This is a genomic window from Solirhodobacter sp. (assembly GCF_964715405.1).
In genome coordinates, this window is sequence record NZ_CBAICG010000022.1 from 38,568 (window position 1) to 59,658 (window position 21,091).

A 21,091-nucleotide genomic window follows, 5' to 3' on the forward strand; every position below is an offset into this window, starting at 1 on the left:
TTCGCGGCTGATCTCAATTCAGGAATGCGGGCCGCTCACCGCAGATTGATGCGCAGCGCGGCGGCCGAGGCGAAGGGCAGCAGCGCCGCCGCCCCCGCCGTGATCCCGGCCAGCAGCAACAGCGGCGTATCGGTCGCCTGCCCGGTGGCGCCGCGCTTCACCACCTCAGCGCCGAAGATCAGCGTGGGGACGTAAAGCGGCAGCACCAGCAGCGACAGCAGCAGACCGCCGCGCTTGAGCCCCACCGTCAGCGCCGCGCCGAAGGTGCCGATGACCGACAGCGCCGGGGTGCCGAGCACGAGGCTGAGCATCAGCCAGCCATAGCCGCCGAGGGGCAGGTTGAGGAGCAGCCCGAGCACCGGCGAGGCGAGCGTCAGCGGCAGGCCGGTGGTCAGCCAGTGCGCCAGCGCCTTGACGCTGACGACGCCTTCGAGCGGGATCGGCGCGGTGGCCAGCAGGTCGAGCGAGCCGTCCTCGAAATCGAGCGCGAAGATGCGGTCGAGCGACAGGAGGCAGGCCAGCAGCGCGGCGACCCAGAGGATGCCGGGGGCGATCAGCGCCAGCGTGGCGCCCTGCGGGCCGACGCCCAGCGGCACCAGCACCACCACGATCAGGAAGAAGGCAAGGCCAAGGCCGAAGCCGCCGCCGGCGCGGATCGCCAGCCGCAGGTCGCGGGCAAGGAGGGCGATCACAAGCCAGACCTTCTCATAAGAACGCCTCGTCGAACGCGCCGGTGATGCCACCCTGCCCCGGCGGCTTCGCCTTGTGGGGGGTGAGATCGAGAATCGCGGCCTCGGGCAGGCCGAGGTCGATGTGGGTGGCGATCAGCGTGCTGCCGCCGCCCGCAAGGTGGGCGCGGATCACCCCGCCGAAGAGCGCGACCGAGGCGGCATCGAGCGAGACCGTCGGTTCATCCAGCATCCAGACCGCGCGGCCCGAGACCAGCAGACGGGCGAGGCCGAGGCGGCGTTTCTGCCCGGCCGACAGGTTCTGCGCCTGCCGGTCGGCCAGCGCGGTCAGGTTCATCGCATCGAGCGCGGGCGCGATGGCGCCGGTGCCGAAGATGCAGGCCCAGAAGGCCAGGTTTTCCGCCACCGTCAGCGTCGCCTTCAGCCCGTCGGCATGACTGGCATAGGCGATCGCCTCGGGCGGCGCCGAGATGGTGCCCGCGAGCGGCACTTGCAGCCCGGCCAGCGTGCGCAGAAGGGTGGTCTTGCCGATGCCGTTCGGGCCGCGCAGGATCAGCGCGTGGCCGGGGGCGAGGGTGAAGCTCACCCCCTCCAGCACGGGCAGGCCGCCGCGCGCGACGGCAAGATCGGTGACGGCAAGGTTCATGCCCCGGACCTAGCCGAAACCGGCGCGGCGCGGAAGGGGGGCGATTTTTCCGCGAAAAATCACAGCCTCCGGCGGGAGTATTTTTGCCAGGAGAATTGGGCGGATCAGACCGGGATCAGGGCGGCGGCGATGCGGCGGCCTTCCGAGAGGATCACGTTGTAGGTGCGGCAGGCGGCGGGGGTATCCATCGCCTCGACCCCGATCCCGGCGGCGTCGAGCGCGTTGCGCAGGGTGGCGGGGATGCGCGCGATGGCGGCCCCGGTGCCGAGAAAGATCACGTCGACCTGACCCGCGAGGGCAAGCAGCGTGTCGGCGTCGCCATACCCGCCCCAGGCGGTCACGCCGGTCGCGGTGACCAGAGCCGCGCCGTGGTGCACCTGGCCCGCGACACGGAAGAAGCCCGGCCCATAGCCGTCGATCGGGCGCGCCTCGGGATAGCTGATCTCGGTCAGGCGCATCAGCCCTTGGCCGCGAACTGCGTGCCCGCCCCGGTATCGTCCTTCTTGCCCCAGTCGCGTTTGATGCCGAGCATCAGCACGATGTTCTTGGCGACGTAGATCGAGGAGTAGGTGCCGGTGATGACGCCCCAGGTGATCGCGAAGACGAAGCCGCGGATCACGTCGCCGCCGAGGATCAGCAGCGCGATCAGCGGGATCAGGGTGGAAAGCGAGGTCATCAGGGTGCGGCTGAGGGTCTCGTTGGCCGAGAGGTTGAGCACCTCGCGCAGCGGCATCTTCTTGTATTTGATCAGGTTCTCCCGCGCCCGGTCGAACACCACCACGGTATCGTTCAGCGAATAGCCGACGATCGTCAGCAGCGCCGCGATGATCGACAGGTCGAACCGGATCTGCAGCAGCACGAAGATGCCGACCGTCAGCGCCACGTCGTGGATGGTGGCGACGGCGGCGCCGAGCGCGAACTGCCACTCGAACCGCAGCCAGATATAGGCCATGACCGCGATGATGGCGCCGGTGATCGCGGTGAACGCCTTCCATTCCAGCTCGCCCGAGACCTTGGGCCCGACCGAGTCGATCGAGGGGAAGGTCATCGAGGGGTCCACCGCGTCCAGCGCGGCCTCGATCTTGTCGAGCACGGCGGGGGCGATGCTTTCCTGGCCCTGTTCGGCCGAGACGCGGATGTTGGCGACATGCTGGTCGGGGCGGAACGAGGGGTCGAAGACCTCGGTGATCACCACGTCGCCGAGCTTCAGCGGCTCCAGCGCGGCGCGGTAGGCGGCCACGTTCACCGGCTGGGCCGCCTCGGTGCGGATCGTGGTGCCGCCGAGAAAGTCGATGCCGAAGTTCAGCCCGAAGATGAAGGGCGCGATCAGCGACAGCACGACAAGGATCATCGAGCCGCCGAAGGTGACGCGGGCGATGGCGAAGAAGTCGATGTGGGTATGGTCGGGGACCAGGCGCAGGCGACGCATCTTACACCTCGATTGTCTTGGGGCGGCGACGCTCGAACCACATCACGATGATGAGGCGCGAGAGGTAGACCGTGGTGAACACCGAGGTCACGATGCCGAGCATCAGTGTCACGGCGAAGCCGCGCACCGGGCCGGAGCCGACGAAGTAAAGGATCATCGCCGTGATCATCGTGGTGATGTTGGCGTCGATGATCGCGCTGAGCGCGCGGTCGTAGCCGAGTTCGATGGCCCGGGCCGGGCCCTTGGCGTGGCGCAGTTCCTCGCGGATGCGCTCGTAGACCAGCACGTTGCCGTCGACCGCGGTGCCCACCGTCAGCACGATGCCCGCGATGCCGGGCAGCGTCAGCGTGCCGCCGATCAGCGAGAGCGCGCCGAACATCATCGAGAGGTTCAGGATCAGGCCGAGGTTGGCGATCCAGCCGAAGAAGCCGTAGACCGCGACCATGAAGACCGCGACGGCCAGACCGCCCGCGACGGCGGCGACCTTGCCCGCGCGGATCGAGTCGGACCCAAGCTCGGGGCCGATCGTGCGTTCTTCCAGGAAGGTCATCTTGGCCGGCAGCGCGCCCGCGCGCAGCAGCACGGCGAGGTTGGTCGAGCTTTCCACCGTGAAGTTGCCGGTGATGATGCCCGAGCCGCCGCCGATATGCGACTGGATCACCGGCGCCGAGATCACCTTGTTGTCCAGCACGATGGCGAAGGGCTGGCCGATGTGGCCGGCGGTATAGTCGCCGAACTTGCGCGCGCCCGAGGTGTCGAAGCGGAAATCGACCGCCGGGCGGCCGTTCTGGTCAAAGGCGGGCTGCGCGTCCACCAGATCGTCGCCCGAGACGACCGCGCTGGTGTTGACGATGTAGAACACGCCCTTTTCATCCTGCGAGGGGATCAGCGTGTTGCCGGCGCCCGCAATCGCGTTGGCGTCACCGGTGCGGCCCATGACCTGGTTGAAGGTCAGCCGCGCCGTGGTGCCGAGCAGTTGCTTCAGCTCGGCGGCGCTGCCGATGCCGGGCACCTCGATCAGGATGCGGTCGGTGCCTTCGCGCTGAATCGTCGGCTCGCGGGTGCCCGCGGCATCGACCCGGCGGCGCACGATTTCCAGCGATTGCTGGAGGGTGCGGTCGTCGGTGGCGGCCTGCTCGGCGGGCGACAGGCTGAGGGTGATGGAACTGCCGTCGGCGACGGCCTGAATGTCTTTCTGGCCGACCCCGGTCAGCGAGACGACCGGGCGTGCGAGGCCGCGCACGACCTCCAGCGCCTTGTCGATCCCCGCCGGGGTCGAGATCGAGACCTTGAGCACGCCGGGCGGTGAGGGTTCGCGGCGCACGTTGCCCACGGTATCGCGTTCCTTGGCCAGCGCATCGCGCACGTCGGGCCAGAGCCCGTTCATGCGGTCGGTGTAGACATCGCTGAGCTGCACCTCGGCCAGCAGATGGGCGCCGCCGCGCAGGTCGAGCCCGAGGTTGACGATGTCGGACGGCAGCCAGGCGGGCCAGCCCGCCGCCGCCGCGTCAAGCGCGGGCGTTTCGTCGCCGCGGGCGATCTTGGCGAGCGCGTCGTTGTGGTTCTCGACCCGGGCATAGAACAGGTTCGGCAGCGCGAGCAGCAGCCCGAGCAGGCAGAGCCCGAGGATGATGGTCCGCTTCCAGAAGGGGATTTGCATGGGGGCGTCCGATCTCAGGCGGCGGGTTCGGTCTTCGACAGAACCTGCGAGATGGTCGAGCGGATCACCCGCACCTTCACGCCGTCGGCGATTTCCACCTCGACCTCGCCGTCGTCCTTGACCTTCACGACCTTGCCGACCAGGCCGCCCGCGGTCACGATCATGTCACCGCGCCGCAGCGCCTCGACCATCGAGCGGTGATCCTTCAGCTTCTTCTGCTGCGGGCGGATCAGGATGAAGTACATGATCCCGAAGATCAGGATCAGCGGCACGAAGCTGGTGAATGTGCTGAGCGAGGCGCTGCCGCCGGCGGCCTGGGCGAAGGCGGGGGTTGCGAACATGACGGCTCCTGTTGGTCTTGCGCGCCACAAGGGCACGGGAAAGGGGCGCGGCACCCGGCAGGGCGCCCGCGAAACTGGCGCGCACCCTACAAGCGGCCTCCCGCGATGGCAAGGCGGCGCGGGGTCATTTCGGCGCGCCGTCCGGCCCCCCCGGATCAGCGCAGGAAAAGCCCGAGGATGACCGCCATCAGCCCGATCGTGGCAATCCCCAGCGCGCCCAGATTATAGGCCACCAGCCGGTTGAGCCGGTCGCGCAGGGCCGCATCGGTCAGCCCCGCGCGGCGCAGGCGCAGCCCGCCCACCGCGCAGGCCAGCAGCCCCGCGACGCCCGCCAGCGCCATCACCGCGCCGCCCCAGATCAGATAGACCATGCCGCCCTCCCGCGTTGCGCCGCCGCCATAGCGCGCGACGCCGCCAAAGGGCAAGTCGCCCCCTCCCTTTCGGTCCACAAATATCCCACGGGGGTGAGGCGCGCCCGCAAACCCTCCGGGGGAGGGTTTGCAGCGACGAACGCCTTGCCCCGCAAAGGGGCGAGGCCGGGGCGGGGGTGTGAAACCCCCGCTGCTGCCCGCGCCGCCTTGCGCCCGGTCGGCCCTTGAACGCCCGCCCCGCCCCGGCTAGGGAAAGCCCGACACCCCGCGAGAAGGAGGCCCCCCATGAGCGACCCCATCACCGACGCCCAGACCAATGCCACCGCCGAGGAGCTGCGTCAGTTCATCGAGCGTTACGAGCATCTGGAGGCCGAGAAGAAAGACCTCGCCGACCAGCTCAAGGAAGTCATGGCCGAGGCCAAGGGCCGCGGCTACGACACCAAGGTGATCCGCAAGATCATCGCACTGCGCAAGCGCGACAAGGACGACCTGGCCGAGGAAGAGGCGATCATGGAACTTTACAAGGCCGCGCTGGGAATGGCCTGACGCGCTACGGCGTCAGCACCGTCACCCCCGGCATCGCCGCAATCTCCTCGAGGTCGTCGTCGTAGCGTTCCGACAGTTCCTCGATCAGCGCGTCATCCCAGCCGGGCAGGTCAAGCTCCACCTCGATCTGGTCGGCCAGCGCGTATTTGTCGAGGAACGCCGCCACGATGCGGCGGCGCTGGGCGGTGGTGAGGCCGGGATGGCCGTCGAGGTAGGCGGTGAGCCGCGCCATGCCCTCGGCCGACATGATGCCCGCCAGCAGGTCGTTTTCCCGCGCCAGCGCCATTTCGGCCGGGGCGCCCGCCACCGCGCGCAGCACCTCGGGCCAGATCAGCGGCGTATCCTCGTCGCACCAGAGCGTGATCGGCAGGGTCGGGTTGGCGGCGCGGATGCGGCCGATCACGTCGGCCCAGCTCAACCCCAGCGGATCGGTGCCGCCGAGGAAATCGTCGAAGCTCGCGTTCTTGCCCGACTGGTAGAGCGCGGGCAGGAAGGTCGCGGGATTGCGGATCGCCAAAGCGATCTCGGCCTCGTGCGAGGGCAGGAGGCCGACCAGCCCCGCCACCTTGTCGCCCGCCGCCGTATAAAGCGTGTTGCGCCCCAGCACCCAGGCGCGCACGCACAGGAACGCATCGTTCGAGAACACGATCCGCTCGGCCTCGTCCTGCACCATCACGGCGTCGAGGATGGTTTCCTCGGTGTCGGCGGTCGAGGGCTTGCCCTTCATCGCGTTGACGACGTTGCGCAGCATCGGGCGGTAGACCTCGGGATCGGGGATGATGATTCCCTTTTGCGCCAGCGCATCGGCGTTGGCGCGCAGGCAGGTCACCAGCCTGCGCTCATCGGTGCAATGCACCCCGAGATGATAGATGACCTTCATCCTGACCCGCCTTCCGCCCCCGGCACGACGATACGGAGTTTGCCGCCAAGGGGAACCGTCTTACCCATGACAGCCGAGTTGGGCAAGAGTGTGGCCGCGCGTCTTGCAGCACCGGGCGCGCGCTGCTAAATCGACGGCGTGCCCCTATAGCTCAGCTGGTAGAGCGCCAGTTTTGTAAACTGGATGTCGGCGGTTCGATCCCGTCTGGGGGCACCAATCACCCGGAAAACGGCGCCACCGCGACCTGGCGGCCGATCAGGAAGGCGTCGGCGCAAAGCCGCAGCGGGGCCAGGTCAACGTCGCTGGCGCGTGCCGCGATCAGGTCGGCGAAGTGGCGGTAGATGCCGGGGTATTCGGCCTCGGGGCCGACATCGACCGGGGCGCCGTCGATCGCCATCTTCGCGCCGCCAAGGGTCAGGCGCAGGGTATGGCCCCCGGCCTCGACCGCGATATCCCAGGTCTGCACCCCCTCGTGGCGCCAGTCGAAGGTCGCCTGCACCGGCACCCCCCGCGGGCCGGTGATCGAAAGCCGGGCACCGATCGGGGTGGCGCAGTTCGACGGCACCTCCAGCGTGGCGGCGGTAACGTGCATCGGGCCGGGCAGGATTTCCGTCAGGATCGACAGCGCGTTGATGCCGGGATCGAAGACGCCGAAGCCGCCCGGTTGCCAGATCCAGTCCTGACCGGGGTGCCAGCGGCGCACGTCCTCTTTCCAGGTGATGGTGACGCGGTCGAGGGCGCGACCCGCGAGCCAGGCTTTGGCGGGGGCCACGGCGGGGGCAAAGCGCGAATGCCAGGTGGCGAACAGCGTGACCCCCGCCGCGCGGGCGGCGGCGGTGATCGTCTCGATCTCGCCCAGTGTGGCGGCGGGCGGCTTCTCGATCAGCAGGTCGCGCCCGGCGGCGACGGCCTTCAGCGCCATGTCCAGCCGGACGGCGGGCGGGGTGCAGAGCGCCACCGCCGCCTCTGGCCCCTCGGCCAGAAACCGGTCGAAATCGGTGAAGTTCGGCACGCCGGGCACGGTTGCGTGCCGCGACACGGCGGCGACCAGGCGGAAGCGCGGATTGGCGGCAATGGCGGGCAGGTGCTGGTCCTGCGCGATCTTGCCGACGCCGACGAGGGCGAGCGGAATCGGTGTCATCTGCGCCCCCTAGTGGCTGTCGCGGCCGACCGCGTGGCCGCGGCAGCCCTTCAGGAAATCAAGGTCCGCGCCGGTATCCGCGCCTTCGACGTGGTCGTGGTAAAGCTGCGCATAGCCACCGTTCGGGCGGGCGATCGGCGTGCTCCAGGCCGCCAGCCGCGCCTGCAATTCGGCATCCGGTATATCCAGGTGCAGGCGGCGGTTCGGCACGTCCAACTCGATCATGTCGCCGGTCCGCACCACCGCCAGCGGCCCGCCGCGCGCCGCCTCGGGCGAGGTGTGCAGCACCACGGTGCCATAGGCGGTGCCCGACATGCGGGCATCGGAAATGCGCACCATGTCGGTGATGCCGCGGCGCAGCACTTTCGGCGGCAGGCCCATGTTGCCGACCTCGGCCATGCCGGGATAGCCGCGCGGGCCGCAATTCTTCATCACCATCACGCAGGTCTCGTCGATCTCCAGCGCCTCGTCGTTGATGCGGGCCTTGTAGTCGTCGATATCCTCGAACACGACGGCGCGGCCGCGATGCACCATCAGGTGCGGGCTGGCGGCCGAGGGTTTCAGCACCGCGCCACCGGGGGCAAGGTTGCCGCGCAGCACCGCGATGCCGCCATGCTCGGTCAGCGGGTTGTCCACCGGGCGGATCACGTCCTCGTTCCAGTTGCGCACGTCCTTGACCTCGTCCCAGATGCCGCCACCCGAAACGGTGATCGCATCGCGGTGCAACTGCCCGGCCTCGCCCAGACGGCGGATCACCACGGGCAGGCCGCCGGCATAGAAGAACTCTTCCATCAGATACTTGCCCGAGGGCATCAGGTTCACGATGGTGGCGATGTCGCGCCCGCACCGGTCCCAGTCATCGAGCGTCAGATCGACACCGACGCGGCCCGCAAGCGCCAGCAGGTGGATCACCGCATTGGTCGAGCCGCCGATGGCGCCGTTCACCCGGATCGCGTTCTCGAACGCCGATTTCGTCAGGATGTCAGAGGGTTTCAGGTCGTCCTTCACCATGTCCACGATGCGCCGCCCGGTCAGATGCGCCATCACGCGGCGGCGGCTGTCCACCGCCGGAATCGCGGCATTGCCCGACAGCGCCATCCCCAGCGCCTCGGCCATGCTGGCCATCGTCGAGGCGGTGCCCATCGTGTTGCACGAGCCGGGCGAGCGGCTCATCGCCTGTTCGGCGTCCAGAAAATCCTCTTTGGTCATGGTCCCGGCCTTGATCGCCTCGGACATCTGCCACAGCGCGGTGCCCGACCCGACCCGTTCGCCCCGGAACCAGCCGTTCAGCATCGGCCCGCCCGACACCACGATGGCCGGAATATCGACGCTCGCCGCCCCCATCAGCAGCGCGGGCGTGGTCTTGTCGCAGCCCGCCAGCAGCACGACGCCGTCGATCGGGTTGCCGCGCAGCGCCTCCTCGACATCCATCGCGGCAAGGTTGCGGAACATCATCGCGGTGGGGCGCAGCGTGCTTTCGCCGGTCGAGAACACCGGGAATTCGACCGGCAGCCCGCCCGCCTCATAGATGCCGTGCTTCACCCGCTCGGCCAGATCGCGCAGATGGCCGTTGCAGGGGGTCAGCTCGCTCCAGGTGTTGCAGATGCCGATCACCGGGCGGCCGTCGAACAGGTCGGCGGGCAGGCCCTGATTCTTCATCCAGCTGCGGTGGTAGATGTTGTCCTTCGAGGTGCCGCCAAACCAGGTTTGCGAGCGCAGGACGCGGGGCCATTGGGCGGGGGCGAAGGTCATCGGGTTTCCTGTCAAAGTGCGCGGACGCCCGCATCCTGCGCGGGGTCGAGCGAAAGGGTGTTGATCAGCGGCAGCCCGAAATCGGGCGTTGAAATCTCGAACTGGTCGCCGGTCCGGGTCTGGATGCCGTCGGCGAAACTCAGAGTGGCGGTGCCGAACATGTGGATGTGCACGTCCCCCGGCTGGCGGAACAGCGCGTATTTGAAATGATGGTGTTCCAGGTTCGCGATGGAATGCGACATGTTCGCCTCGCCCGACAGGAACGGCTTTTCCCAGATCACCGCGCCCTGGCGGCGGATGCGCGAGGCGCCGCGAATGTCCTGCGGCAGCGGGCCCAGCCGCAGTTCGGGGCCGACCGAGGCGGGCCGCAGCTTGGAATGCGCGAGCCAGAGGTAGTTGCCCTTTTCGGTGACGTGGTCGGAAAACTCGTTCGCCAAGGCAAAGCCAAGCCGATACGGCACGCCATCCGGCCCGATGATATAAAGCCCGGCGATTTCAGGCTCTTCGCCGCCGTCCTTCGCGAAGGCGGGCGAGGCCAGCGGATCGCCCGGCCCGGCCAGCGTGGTGCCGTTGCCCTTGTAGAACCACTCGGGCTGCACGCCCTCCACGCCGACAGGCGGCTTGCCGCCCTCGATCCCCATGCGGAACATCTTCATGCTGTCGGTCAGGCCCGCCGCATCGGCGTGCATCGCGTCGCGCGCCGAGGCCGACCCGGTATGGGTCAGCCCGGTCCCGGTCAGGTGCAGGTGCGCGGGGTCGGGGTGGCGCAGCGGCGTGTCGATCCGCCCCTCGTCGAGCAGGCGGGCGAGATAGGCGACCTCGCCCTCGCCCTTGCCCGTCACGGTCTCGGCCAGGCTGGTGCCCGCCGCGATCGCCTGCTGCGCCAGCGCGTAGACCGTGGTCGTGCCGGGCACATGGCGCGCGACAGGGCCGACGCGGCAGATCACGCCGCCGTCTTTCAGTTGGGTCAGATGCATCTTTGCCTCAGGTGGATTTGGATTTGTTGTAGACGTCGAAGATCACCGCCATGAGCAACACGAGCCCCTTGATGACCTGCTGGTAGTCGATGCCGATCCCGAGGATCGACATGCCGTTGTTCATCACGCCCATGATGAAGGCACCGATCACCGCGCCGACGATGGTGCCGACCCCGCCCGACATCGAGGCCCCGCCGATGAAGACGGCGGCGATCACATCGAGCTCGAACGAGACGCCGGCCTTGGGGGTGGCGGTGTTCAGCCGGGCGGCGAAGATCAGGCCCGCCAGCGCCGCCAGAAACCCCATGTTGGCGAAGGAAAGGAACACCAGCCGTTCGGTGTTGATGCCCGACAGCTTGGCCGCCTTCTCGTTGCCGCCGATGGCATAGATGCGGCGGCCCACGGTGGTCGAGTTGGTGATGAACATGTAAAGCACGATCAGGATCGCCATCGTGATCAGCACGTTCGGCAGGCCGCGGTAGGTCGCCAGCAGGAACGAGATGTAGACGATCGCCACCGCGATCAGGCCGTTCTTGCCCGCGAAGAAGGCAAACGGTTCATCCGCCATGCCGTGCGCGGCGGCGCGGGCCCGCCCGCGGCTGGCGAGCACGAGGATGGTGACCGCCATCGCCAGCCCCAGCAGGAACGCCGTCGCGTTGAACTGCGCCAGCCCCAGCAGCGGCGCCATGTCGGGCAGCACGTCGGGCACGAAGCCGGTGGACAGAAGCTGGAACACCTTCGGGAACGGCCCGACCGACTGGCCGTTCAACAGCCACAGCGTGGCGCCGCGGAACACCAGCATCCCCGCCAGCGTCACGATGAACGACGGGATGCGCCAGTAGGCGACCCAGTAGCCCTGCGCCGCGCCGATCGCCACCCCCACCGCCAGCGACGCCGCCATCGCCAGCGGCACCGGCCAGTGCCACTGCACCAGCATCACCGCCGCCAGCCCGCCGACAAAGCCCACGACCGAGCCCACCGACAGGTCGATGTGCCCCGACACGATGACCAGCAGCATCCCCAGCGCCATGATCACGATGTAGCTGTTCTGCAGGAACAGGTTGGTCAGGTTCACCGGCTTCATCAAGGTGCCGTCGGTCATGAACTGGAAGAAGGCCATGATCGCGACCAATGCCAGCAGCATGCCGTATTGCCGCATGTTGTTCTTCAGATAGGCCCCGATGCCGCCGGTCCTTGCCATGCTCATGCGCCTCCCCCAGCGCCCTTCTCGGCGGCCATGATCATCGCCATGATCCGCTCCTGACTTGCCTCGGCGCGCGTCAGTTCCCCGACGAAGGCGCCCTTGTTCATCACATAGATCCGGTCGCACATGCCCAGCAGTTCGGGCATTTCCGACGAGATCAGGATCACCCCCCGGCCCTGCTCGGCCAACTGGTTGACGATCGCATAAATCTCGAACTTCGCGCCGACGTCGATGCCGCGCGTCGGTTCGTCGAGGATCAGCACCTGCGGATCGGTGAACAGCCATTTGGCCAGCACCACCTTCTGCTGGTTGCCGCCCGACAGGTTCACCACCTTCTGGAACACCGAGGGTGTGCGGGTGCCCAGCGCGGTGCGGTATTCCTCGGCCACCCGGCGTTCGCGGTTGGCGTCGATCACGCCCCGCGTGGACACGCCCGCCAGATTCGCCAGCGTGGTGTTGCGCAGAACGGTATCGTCGAGCACGAGGCCCAGCGCCTTGCGGTCTTCGGTGACATAGGCCAGCCCGGCGCGGATCGCGGCGGGCACGGTGGACAGATCGACCGGCTTGCCGCCCAGCGTCACCCGGCCGGTGATGCGCTGGCCCCAGCTCTGGCCGAACAGGCTCATCGCGAATTCGGTGCGCCCGGCCCCCATCAGGCCCGCGATCCCCACCACCTCGCCGCGCCGCACCGTCAGGTTGGCGCCGTCGATCACCTTGCGGTCGGCGTGGGTCGGGTGGAACACGCACCAGTCGCGCACCTCCAGCAGCGTTTCACCGGGGTGCGGCGTGCGGGCCGGAAAGCGGTGCGCCATGTCGCGGCCGACCATGTCGCGGATGATCCGCGCCTCGGAGATTTCGGCGCGCCCCATGCCGGACACGGTCGCCCCGTCGCGCAGCACGGTCAGCCGGTCGGCCACCCGGCCAACCTCGTTCAGCTTGTGGCTGATCAGGATCGAGGTGATCCCCTCGGCCTTGAATTCCAACAGCAGGTCCAGCAGCTTCTGGCTGTCGGTCTCCTGCAGGGCCGCGGTCGGCTCGTCGAGGATCAACAGCTTGACCTTCTTCGACAACGCCTTGGCGATCTCGACCAGTTGCTGCTTGCCGACGCCAAGGCTGTCGATCCGCGCGCTGGGGCTTTCGCGCAGCCCGACCTTGGCCAGCAGCGCCTCGGTGCGCCGGTAGGTCTGGTGCCAGTCGATCACGCCGTGGCGGGTGATTTCGTTGCCCAGAAAGATGTTCTCGGCGATCGACAGCAGCGGCACCAGCGCCAGTTCCTGGTGGATGATGATGATGCCGCGCGCCTCGCTGTCGTGGATGCCGCCAAAACGGGCGGGCTGGCCCTCGAACAGGATCTCGCCGTCATAGCTGCCGTAGGGGTAGACGCCCGACAGCACCTTCATCAGCGTGGACTTGCCCGCGCCGTTCTCGCCCACCAGCGCGTGAATTTCGCCGGGGCTGACCGACAGGGTCACGTTGTCCAGCGCCTTGACGCCGGGGAAGGACTTGGTGATGCCGCGCATCTCGAGGATCGGGACCATGGCGCCATCCGATATCTGCAGGGAAAGGGTGACCCCGCCGCGGGGAGCGCGGCAGGGCCGGGTCGGCCGGTCAAGCTTACTTCAACTGGTCGGCGGTGTAGTAGCCGCCGCCCACGAGGATCTTCTCGTAGTTGGACTTGTCGACTTCCTGCGGTTGCAGCAGGTAGGACGGCACCACCTTGACGCCGTTGTTGTAGGTCGTGGTGTCGTTCACTTCGGGGGTCTTGCCGCCCAGCAGCGCATCCACCATGCCGACGGTGACCTTGGCCAGTTCGCGGGTATCCTTGTAGATCGAGGAATACTGCTCGCCCGCGATGATCGACTTGATCGACGGAACTTCGCAGTCCTGGCCGGTTACGATCGGCATCTTCAGATCGCCCGTGCCGTAGCCGACGCCCTTGAGCGACGACAGGATGCCGATCGACAGCCCGTCATAGGGCGACAGCACGCCGTTGACATGCTTGTCGGTGTAGTTGGCCGACAGCAGGTTATCCATCCGCGCCTGCGCCACCGCGCCATCCCAGCGCAGCGTGCCGACCTTGTCCATGCCCATCTGGCCGGACACGACCTTGACATCGCCCGCGTCGATCATCGGTTGCAGCACCGACATCGCGCCATTGTAGAAGAAGAAGGCGTTGTTGTCGTCCGGGCTGCCGCCGAACAGTTCCACGTTCCACGGCTTCACGCCGGGGAAGCGGTCCTTCATGCCGGCCACCAGCGAGTTGGCCTGCTCGACGCCGACCTTGAAGTTGTCGAAGGTGGCGTAATAGTCGACATGCGCGCTGCCCTTGATCAGGCGGTCATAGGCGATGACCTTGATCCCGGCGGCGGCGGCGTTGTCGAGCGCGTTCGACAGCGTGGTGCCGTCGATCGCCGCGATCACCAGAACCTTGTCGCCCTTGGTGATCATGTTCTCGATCTGGTTGAGCTGGTTGGGGATGTCATCCTCGGCATATTGCAGGTCGGTCTTGTAGCCTGCGGCCTCGAACAGCTTGACCATCGAGTTGCCGTCGGAAATCCAGCGCGCCGAGGATTTGGTGGGCATTGCGATGCCGATCGTGCCCTTGTCTGCCGACAGGGCCGGTCCGGCGGCGAGCAGCGCGCCAAGCGCCAGCGACGCCAGAGCGGCGGTAAATGTCTTCATGTCAGTCCTCCCTATCCCTGACGGTCGCCGGGCTCTTGCCCGTTCTCGCCGCAGGTGTGTTGTGGCCGGTCGATCCGTCCGCCCGCCAGACTAGACTCCGAATGGCATATCGTGCAAATTACTATTGCGACGCCTCGCATATCAATCATGGTATCCCCTATGCCCAACGCCCTGGCCGCCCGGCTGCAGATCAAGCATCTGCGCCTGATCACCGCGATTGCCGACCGGGGTCAGGTGTCGCTGGCCGCGCAAGGGCTTGGCATGACGCAGCCCGCCGCCTCGCGCGCGCTGGCCGAGATCGAGGCGATCGTCGGCACCCCGCTGTTTGAGCGCCACCCCAAGGGGATGACGCTGACGCCGGTGGGCGATGGCCTCGCCCGCCACGCCCGCAACGTGCTGGATGAAATCGCCTCGGCGGCGGTGGCGGTGGAAAAGCTGCGGCTGGGCCATGCCGGGGTGGTGCGGATCGGCGCCGTCACCGGGGCCGCGGTCGGTCTGGTGGTGCCCGCGATCCGGCGGCTGAAGGCGCTGGCGCCCGAGGTGGACCTGCACATCGACGTCGGCCCCAGCGAGGAGCTGATCAAGGGGCTGGTCGGGCTGCGGCACGACATGATGCTGGGGCGGCTGCCGGTGGGCGCCAAGACCGCGGATTTCCACCTGCAACGCGCCAGCGGCGAACGGGTGCGCATCATCGCCAACCGCGCCAACCGCTTTGCCGGGCAGGCCCGCATCGGGCTGGCCGAAACCGCGCACAGCGACTGGGTGATGCAAAGCCCCGGCGCGCCGATGCGCCAGGCGCTCGACGATGCGTTCCTCGCGCTGGGGGTGCAGCCGCCGCGCAATGTCACCAACACGGCCTCGTTGCTGGTGGTGCTGTCGCTGTTGCAGGACCGCGAGGTGCTGACGCCGGTCAGCCAGGAGGTCGCCGACCTGCTGACCGGAACCCATCCCGATCTGGTGCAACTCGACATCGTCGAGTCCGTCGTGGTCGCGCCCTATTCACTGATCACGCTCGCCGCGCGCCGCCTTCTGCCGGTGGCGGCGCGCTGCCATGACCTGATGTCCGAGGTGCTGCGCGAACAGCGCCTGCGGCCGGTCCAGGCGCGCCCGTGACCGGCGGCGTTCACCCCGGACCGGCCGCAGATCGGGTTTGCCGACCTCAGGCGGCGACGAAGGGCTGGCCCTTCACCGACGCCGCGAACCCGTCCAGCGCGGTGCTGACCTCGGCCCAGTGCGGCAGCGCCTTGACCCGGCCGAGCCAGGCATCGACCGCCGGGTATTTCGTAAGATCGGTGCCGATCATCTCGCCCAGCGCCACGATGCTGCCGGCGAAGTAGTCGGCGATGGTGATCCGGTCGCCCGCCAGCCAGTCCTTGCCCTGCCCCAGCCAGTAGTCGTTCAGCACCTGCAGCCAGAACTGGCTGTTCTTCTGGCCCCAGGCCACCGTCATCGCCTGCGCCTCGTCGGTCTGGCGCTTGTGGTGCGGGAACAGTTGCGGGTAGGCCAGATTGTAGCCCCAGTCGCGGTAGAAGTTGGAGTTGAACCAGTCCATCACCTCGTTGACCTTGGCGCGCTCTTTCAGGCCCTTGGGGTATTCGGGCAGGTCGAACTTGTCGGCCAGATACTTCAGGATCGCCGAGCTTTCGGTCAGCTTCAGATCGCCATCCTCCAGCACCGGCACCAGCCGGTTGGGGTTGAACGTGATGTAGGGCTCCTGATGGTGGGCGCCGGAGAACAGATCGACGATCACCGGTTCCACCGTCAGGCCCTTCTCGGCGATGAACAGGCTGACCGGGCGGCTGGTGATCGAGGCGGGATGCATATGCAGTTTCATGGGCTTCACCTTCTGTTGGCTTCAGGTCTTGTAGGGGTCTTTCGGTGTGCGGTCGGCCGAGAGCGAGCCCTGACGGCGGGCGACCAGCAGTTCGATCGCGTCGGCAAGGTGAATCTCGGCGATGTGGTGATCGCCGCGCGCCACCCGCAGGCGGTGCGCCTCGATCATCACGTCGGCATAGGTGCAGCCCTCGGGCGGAAAGAACCGGTACGAGGCCAGTTCGATCAGCAGGCCGAGCGGATCCTCGAAATAGATCGAATCCATGAAGCCGCGATCCTTCGGGCCGCTGTGCTTGATGCCGCGTTCATCCAGCCGCGCGACCGCCTGCCGGAACGTCGCCTGACTGACCGCGAAGGCAAGATGGTGCACCGCGCCCTGATCGGTCGAGGTGCGGGTGGGGTCGGGCTTGCGGGATTCGTTGGTGAAGACGGTGATCAGGCGGCCGTCACCGGGATCGAAGTAGAGGTGCCCCTCGTCCGGGCGGTCGAGGTTGGGCTGATCGAAGACGAAGGGCATGCCCAGCACCCCCTCCCAGAAGTCGATCGAGGTCTGACGGTCGGCCCCCACGATGGTGATGTGGTGCACGCCCTGGGTTTGCAGCTTTCTCATCCGGCGGTGTCCTCCGAGTGGGCCGACGACCAGTCCACGAGTTTCGATTTGTAATCGGTGCGTGGCAGGGTGCCGGGTGGAACGAGTTCGATTTCCGTGCTGGCAACCAGCCGGTCGCGCAGGCCCGCCTTGATCGCCTGCGCCAGATCGGCGCTGGCCGACACCCCCTCGGCGACCTCCACCACGACGTGCAGCGGCGGCGTCTGGCGCGGGCCCTTGCGGCGCGGCCGGATCGAGATCACGCCGCTGACCCGCGGCGCGAAGCTGTTCACCACCTCGCGCACCGCGCTGGGAAAGACGTTGACGCCGCGCAGGATCAGCATGTCATCGGTGCGCCCGATGCAGCGCACGCGCGGCGTGCTGCGGCCGCAGGCGCAGGGCGCGGCGTCGATGCGCACATGATCCCGGCTGCGAAAGCGCAACAGCGGCGCGGCGCGGTGGTCAAGGTGGGTGTAGACCAGTTCGCCCTCGGCGCCGTCTTCCAGCGGCACGACAGCGCCGGTGTCGGGGTCGATCAGCTCGAAATGGATGAGGCCGCCGCCGGAAAAGTGCATCCCCCGCTGTTGCGCGCATTCGCCCCAGAGCGAGACCGCGATATCGCCGATCCCCATCGCCTCGGTCACCGTCGCGCCCCAGGCGGTTTGCAACTTCTGCCGCATCGCAGGCTCGCCGCCGCCGGGTTCGCCCGCCACCATCAGGCGGCGCACGGAGGAGCCGGGCAGGTCGATGCCCCTCGCCACCGCCCATTCGGCCAGATGCAGCGCGTAGGATGGCGTCAGCGCGATCACGTCGGGTTTCAGCAGTTGCACGGCCGCCATCAGGCGTTCGGTATTGCCCGACCCCACCGGAATATGGGTCAGGCCCATCGCCGTGAACGCCTCCAGCGCCGCGCCCGCCGCGAAGGGTCCGGCGGCGTAGGTCGACACGATCCGGTCGCCCGCCGCGGTGCCCGAGGCGCTGTAGGAGCGCGCCGAGATGGTGATCCAGTTTGCCAGATCGGCGGGCGTCAGCGGAATGTAGCTGGGCGCGCCGGTAGTGCCGCTGGTCGAATAGACCCGCGCCACGTCCGAGAGCGGCACCGCCAGATGCGCGCCGATCGGGTTGCCGGGGGTGCGGCTGCGGCGCAGGTCGTCCTTTTCGGTGAACGGCAGGTCGGCGATGCGGTCGAGGCCGCCGACCGCGGCCGCATCGCGGAACCCGGCGGCGGTCAGGCGGTCGCGGTAGAACGGCGAGCGCGCGAACAGATAGGCGATCTGTGCGCGGTAGCGCGCGTCGTCGGCCTCGGCGCGGAACACGGCGGCGGTCACGATCCGCCCCCGTCGTAGCCAATCGCCGCCTCGGCCTGCGCGGCCATCAGGAACCCGATCGGGTTCGCGGCCTCCTCGGCCAGATGCGCCAGCAGGCTGGCGGTGCGCGCCAGGATCGGGATCGCCTTCAGCATCGCGGCCGGGAAGCCGAGGTCCAGCAGCACCGCCGCGATCGCCATCGAGACGTTCATCGGCAGCGGCTTGCCCCAGACCTCGGGCACCACGACCTCGGCCGCGCGGGCCAGCCGCACGAAGGCGCCGCCGCCGCGCGCCTCGGCCAGATCGAGGATGCGCTGGGCGCGGGGATCGCGCGGCTTGTGCAGCGGATGGCCAAAGCCCGGCACCTTGCCCCCGGCGGCCCTGATGGCCGCCACATGGGCGCGCAAGCCGTCGCCCTGTTTCGCCGCCGCCAGCAGAAAGTCGCCGCAATACTGCGAGGTGCCCAGCACGACCGAGCCGCAGCCCAGAATCCCCGCCGCCACCGCCGATTGCAGCGACGCGGGATCGGCGTCGTAGGTCATCCGCGCGACCTGATTGGTCGGCACCAGACCATGTTCGGCAATCGCCACCAGCAGCAGGTCAAGAAAGAACGTCTGCTCCTCGGTCGGCTCGTCGCCGGTCAGCAGCAGAAAGAAATAGGCGGTGAAGCTCAGCCGCCCCATCAGATCGGAACACAGATCACGGCCGCGCACCGTCACGCTTTGCGCGTCGGCGGTGCTGATCGACGTGACGGCCTTCCCGGCCTTTCCAATCAGCATCCGCACCCCCGCCCCGATTGCCAGACAATATTGTCGGACAATCTTTCGTTGTCAATCGGCCCCGTGCGCCTTAGGCTCGCACCGGCTAAGAGGGTCGCGACGGGAATGAACGGGCACGGGATTGCGATCACCGCCGACCGGCATGGCTCCAAGGCCATCCGCGTCGCGCGGCATCTTGCGGCGGCGATCCAGTCCGGCGCCTGTGTGCCCGGCCAGCGACTGGTCGAGGCCGAGTTGACCACCTCGCTCGGGATCAGCCGCAGCGTGCTTCGCGAGGCGTTCCGCATCCTGTCGGCCGAGGGCAGCATCGAGATCGTGCCGAACCGGGGCGCGCTGGTGCGGCGGCTGTCGCGGCGCGAGGCGCTGGAACTGTTCCAGATCCGGATGGAGCTGGAGTCGCTGGCGGCGCGGCTGGCGGCGGCCAACATCGGCCAGCCCGGCGTGCGCGCCGCCTTCGCCGCCGCGACGGCCGCGATCAACGAGGATCGCCCGCGCACATCAACCTCGGACTATCTCCACGAGAACGCGGCCTTCCACGCCGCGACCTTCGAGGCCGCGGGCAACCGGGAACTGGCCCGGCTGAACCGGCAATTGCACCTGTCGCTGATCATGTCGCAGATCAGCCCGCTGCTGACGCCGGACGTCATCCGCGCCTCGCTGAACGAACACCGCGCCATTGCCGCCGCGATCCTTGCCGCCGACGCGGACGCCGCCGCGACGGCCGCCCGCGCCCACCTGACGCGGGCGCGGGATTTCGTGCGCGCGACGGCCAGCGACGTGTTCCGGCTGGAACCGCCCGATCGGCCCGACCCGCCCCCCGCCGGGGGCGACGGGTCGGGTCACTGACCGGGTCGGGCGATCCCAATGCGGATCGGTTGGTCGATCAGGCGATCGCGCCCTTCGACCGGCCCGCTCCGCCTGCGCGGGCGGTCAGTTCCTGACGCAGGCGCCGCCGCTGGCATGGGTGCCGGGCCCGCAGACCGCGGGGATCGGCTTGCGACCGCCGGGTTTCTGCGGATGCAGAACCGGCGGCTTGGACGGGTGGTTTTGCTGACGATTCGGCTGCGTCGGGTGCGGGGTCCGCGGGCCGCGATGGAAATGGCCCTGCGGATTGAACCCCTGCCCCTGATACCGGTCTCTGTCGCGGTAGAACGGTCGGCTCGGGTAGTACTGCTGCCAGTAGGTGTCGATGCTGAACAGCACGAAGGGAATGCCGATGACGGTGCCCTCGGTCATGATCGGCGCTCTGCTGCCCTGATAATCCATCTGCAGATACTGGCCCGAGGCCCAGCCGCGGTTGCCCGACCAGCCGATGTCGCACCAGCCGTAGCCGGTGGTGCAACCGTAGACCAGAACGGCATCGCCGGCGGCCATGACGGCGACCGCCGGGTAGCCGGTGCCCGGCCCGGCGCGCAGATTGAGCCCGGTGGTGACATAGCCCGAGGCGCTGTCGAAGGCATTGGCCGCGACCGAGGCCGCAAGCAGGATGCCGAGGCTGGCGGCAGCGGTTCGAAGGTGTTTGCGAAAGAGCGACATGTGATGTCCTGTGGCTGCATCCGGGCGGGTTTCTTCTGATGGCCCCCGGGGCCTTTGTCATGCGCCGACACGGCGCGGGCGGTGCTGACCTGAATCAAGTCCGCGCATCACTTCCGCGTGTGGGGCGAAGCATCAGGCGCGCCAGGGCCGACGACCGGAACCGGCCGAGGCGGGCCGAGGAACCCGGCGCCGGGCCGGTCGCGGCCGAAAACCTCTGCGCCGCGCCTGATCCACGTCAAGGCGCGCGGCGGCGGGCGGCTGTCTGGTCGCGGCAGATGGATTCTCGAAGGACGTCGACATGCAGACCGACACGGTGACAGGTCAGGACCAGGCGCCCCATGCCGATGCGCCCCATGCCGATGCGCCCCATGCCGACGCGCCCCATGCCGACGCGCCGACCGCGGGCGCGACGGCGAAGGCCGGGATGCAGGGGCTGCCCGGTTACCTGCCCGACTATCTGATCGACGCCTTCCAGCGCAGCGTGCTGTTTCTTGACCTGCTGCGTCAGCGCGGAGACGCCGAGATCGAGATCACCTCGCGCCCCACGGCCACGGTGCTGCGCTATGCCAGCGAGGTTCTGATCGACGGCCTGACCCTGCCGCGCCCGATCAACTATTCGCTGCTGCGCATCCTGCCGCCCGACGGCACCGCGACCGATCCGCTGAAGCGGCCGGTCGTGGTGGTCGACCCGCGCGCGGGGCAAGGCCCCGGCATCGGCGGCTTCAAGGC

At 68.3% G+C, this 21,091-nt stretch carries 23 protein-coding genes and 1 tRNA gene; 5 read left to right on the forward strand and 19 right to left on the reverse strand.

Annotated elements, in window-relative coordinates:
* Positions 1 to 35: 35 nt before the first annotated feature.
* The 7 genes from ccmB to AC11WY_RS11460 all read right to left on the reverse strand — a co-directional run bounded on the left by ccmB (position 36) and on the right by AC11WY_RS11460 (position 5,136).
* Entirely contained in the window at positions 36 to 692 is a 657-nt protein-coding gene (gene ccmB / locus AC11WY_RS11430) for a heme exporter protein CcmB (protein ID WP_482925503.1), read from the reverse strand.
* Positions 693 to 705: 13 nt separating this feature from the next.
* Positions 706 to 1,335, reverse strand: coding sequence for a heme ABC exporter ATP-binding protein CcmA (gene ccmA / locus AC11WY_RS11435; protein ID WP_482925505.1), 630 nt, complete (start codon positions 1,333 to 1,335; stop codon positions 706 to 708).
* 104 nt (positions 1,336 to 1,439) lie between these two features.
* A complete protein-coding gene (locus AC11WY_RS11440) occupies positions 1,440 to 1,793 on the reverse strand; it encodes an Mth938-like domain-containing protein (protein ID WP_482925507.1) in 354 nt (117 codons plus the stop codon).
* Positions 1,793 to 2,764 carry a protein translocase subunit SecF gene (gene secF, locus AC11WY_RS11445; RefSeq protein ID WP_482925509.1) on the reverse strand — a complete coding sequence of 324 codons (972 nt, stop codon included), beginning with the start codon at positions 2,762 to 2,764 and terminating at the stop codon, positions 1,793 to 1,795. The genes AC11WY_RS11440 and secF overlap by 1 nt, the downstream gene beginning before the upstream one ends.
* 1 nt (position 2,765) lies before the next feature.
* Complete coding sequence (gene secD, locus AC11WY_RS11450) at positions 2,766 to 4,424, reverse strand: protein translocase subunit SecD (protein WP_482925511.1); 1,659 nt, start codon at positions 4,422 to 4,424, stop codon at positions 2,766 to 2,768.
* Between the two features lie 14 nt (positions 4,425 to 4,438).
* The gene (yajC, locus tag AC11WY_RS11455) at positions 4,439 to 4,765 is read right to left on the reverse strand and encodes a preprotein translocase subunit YajC (RefSeq protein WP_482925513.1); all 327 of its coding nucleotides are present in this window, start codon (positions 4,763 to 4,765) and stop codon (positions 4,439 to 4,441) included.
* A gap of 155 nt (positions 4,766 to 4,920) precedes the next feature.
* A complete protein-coding gene (locus AC11WY_RS11460; protein ID WP_482925515.1) occupies positions 4,921 to 5,136 on the reverse strand; it encodes a hypothetical protein in 216 nt (71 codons plus the stop codon).
* 285 nt (positions 5,137 to 5,421) lie between these two features.
* On the opposite strand from AC11WY_RS11460, the gene AC11WY_RS11465 reads away from it, so the two are divergent.
* Positions 5,422 to 5,682, forward strand: coding sequence for a DUF2312 domain-containing protein (locus AC11WY_RS11465; protein ID WP_482925517.1), 261 nt, complete (start codon positions 5,422 to 5,424; stop codon positions 5,680 to 5,682).
* A 4-nt stretch (positions 5,683 to 5,686) separates the two neighbouring features.
* Here the strand turns inward: AC11WY_RS11465 and AC11WY_RS11470 are convergent, their stop codons facing one another.
* The gene (locus AC11WY_RS11470) at positions 5,687 to 6,562 is read right to left on the reverse strand and encodes a hypothetical protein (RefSeq protein ID WP_482925519.1); all 876 of its coding nucleotides are present in this window, start codon (positions 6,560 to 6,562) and stop codon (positions 5,687 to 5,689) included.
* 140 nt (positions 6,563 to 6,702) lie between these two features.
* Here AC11WY_RS11470 and AC11WY_RS11475 point away from each other — a divergent pair.
* Positions 6,703 to 6,778 (forward strand) — tRNA-Thr (locus AC11WY_RS11475).
* Position 6,779: 1 nt separating this feature from the next.
* On the opposite strand, the gene AC11WY_RS11480 is transcribed toward AC11WY_RS11475, so the two are convergent.
* From AC11WY_RS11480 to chvE, 6 genes are all read right to left on the reverse strand, one after another.
* Complete coding sequence (locus AC11WY_RS11480; RefSeq protein ID WP_482925521.1) at positions 6,780 to 7,703, reverse strand: Gfo/Idh/MocA family protein; 924 nt, start codon at positions 7,701 to 7,703, stop codon at positions 6,780 to 6,782.
* Positions 7,704 to 7,712: 9 nt separating this feature from the next.
* A complete protein-coding gene (araD, locus tag AC11WY_RS11485; protein ID WP_482925523.1) occupies positions 7,713 to 9,455 on the reverse strand; it encodes an L-arabinonate dehydratase in 1,743 nt (580 codons plus the stop codon).
* Between the two features lie 11 nt (positions 9,456 to 9,466).
* Entirely contained in the window at positions 9,467 to 10,432 is a 966-nt protein-coding gene (araD1, locus tag AC11WY_RS11490; protein WP_482925525.1) for an AraD1 family protein, read from the reverse strand.
* A gap of 7 nt (positions 10,433 to 10,439) precedes the next feature.
* Positions 10,440 to 11,639: a multiple monosaccharide ABC transporter permease gene (gene mmsB, locus AC11WY_RS11495; protein ID WP_482925527.1), complete on the reverse strand. Its 1,200-nt coding sequence runs from the start codon at positions 11,637 to 11,639 to the stop codon at positions 10,440 to 10,442.
* A complete protein-coding gene (gene mmsA / locus AC11WY_RS11500; RefSeq protein WP_482925529.1) occupies positions 11,636 to 13,174 on the reverse strand; it encodes a multiple monosaccharide ABC transporter ATP-binding protein in 1,539 nt (512 codons plus the stop codon). Before mmsA ends, mmsB begins: the two co-directional genes overlap by 4 nt.
* A 76-nt stretch (positions 13,175 to 13,250) precedes the next feature.
* Entirely contained in the window at positions 13,251 to 14,318 is a 1,068-nt protein-coding gene (chvE, locus tag AC11WY_RS11505; RefSeq protein ID WP_482925531.1) for a multiple monosaccharide ABC transporter substrate-binding protein, read from the reverse strand.
* A gap of 159 nt (positions 14,319 to 14,477) precedes the next feature.
* Between chvE and AC11WY_RS11510 the strand changes: the two genes are divergently transcribed.
* Positions 14,478 to 15,431, forward strand: coding sequence for a LysR family transcriptional regulator (locus AC11WY_RS11510; protein WP_482925533.1), 954 nt, complete (start codon positions 14,478 to 14,480; stop codon positions 15,429 to 15,431).
* A gap of 46 nt (positions 15,432 to 15,477) precedes the next feature.
* Here the strand turns inward: AC11WY_RS11510 and AC11WY_RS11515 are convergent, their stop codons facing one another.
* Genes AC11WY_RS11515 through AC11WY_RS11530 form a run of 4 tightly spaced genes read right to left on the reverse strand, consistent with a single transcriptional unit; the run spans position 15,478 to position 18,826 of the window.
* Entirely contained in the window at positions 15,478 to 16,152 is a 675-nt protein-coding gene (locus AC11WY_RS11515) for a glutathione S-transferase family protein (RefSeq protein ID WP_482925535.1), read from the reverse strand.
* 21 nt (positions 16,153 to 16,173) lie between these two features.
* Complete coding sequence (locus AC11WY_RS11520) at positions 16,174 to 16,761, reverse strand: VOC family protein (RefSeq protein ID WP_482925537.1); 588 nt, start codon at positions 16,759 to 16,761, stop codon at positions 16,174 to 16,176.
* Entirely contained in the window at positions 16,758 to 18,068 is a 1,311-nt protein-coding gene (locus tag AC11WY_RS11525; RefSeq protein ID WP_482925539.1) for a phenylacetate--CoA ligase family protein, read from the reverse strand. The genes AC11WY_RS11520 and AC11WY_RS11525 overlap by 4 nt, the downstream gene beginning before the upstream one ends.
* On the reverse strand, positions 18,065 to 18,826 hold the full coding sequence (locus tag AC11WY_RS11530) for a citryl-CoA lyase (protein WP_482925541.1): 762 nt from the start codon (positions 18,824 to 18,826) through the stop codon (positions 18,065 to 18,067). The genes AC11WY_RS11525 and AC11WY_RS11530 overlap by 4 nt, the downstream gene beginning before the upstream one ends.
* Before the next feature lie 105 nt (positions 18,827 to 18,931).
* Here AC11WY_RS11530 and AC11WY_RS11535 point away from each other — a divergent pair, with 105 nt between their 5' ends.
* Positions 18,932 to 19,672, forward strand: a complete 741-nt coding sequence (locus AC11WY_RS11535) for a GntR family transcriptional regulator (RefSeq protein WP_482925543.1) — start codon at positions 18,932 to 18,934, stop codon at positions 19,670 to 19,672.
* Between the two features lie 84 nt (positions 19,673 to 19,756).
* On the opposite strand, the gene AC11WY_RS11540 is transcribed toward AC11WY_RS11535, so the two are convergent.
* Positions 19,757 to 20,362 carry an SH3 domain-containing protein gene (locus tag AC11WY_RS11540; RefSeq protein WP_482925545.1) on the reverse strand — a complete coding sequence of 202 codons (606 nt, stop codon included), beginning with the start codon at positions 20,360 to 20,362 and terminating at the stop codon, positions 19,757 to 19,759.
* Between the two features lie 298 nt (positions 20,363 to 20,660).
* Here AC11WY_RS11540 and AC11WY_RS11545 point away from each other — a divergent pair.
* A partial coding sequence (locus AC11WY_RS11545; RefSeq protein ID WP_482925547.1) for a DUF3141 domain-containing protein occupies positions 20,661 to 21,091 on the forward strand: 431 nt, incomplete at its 3' end.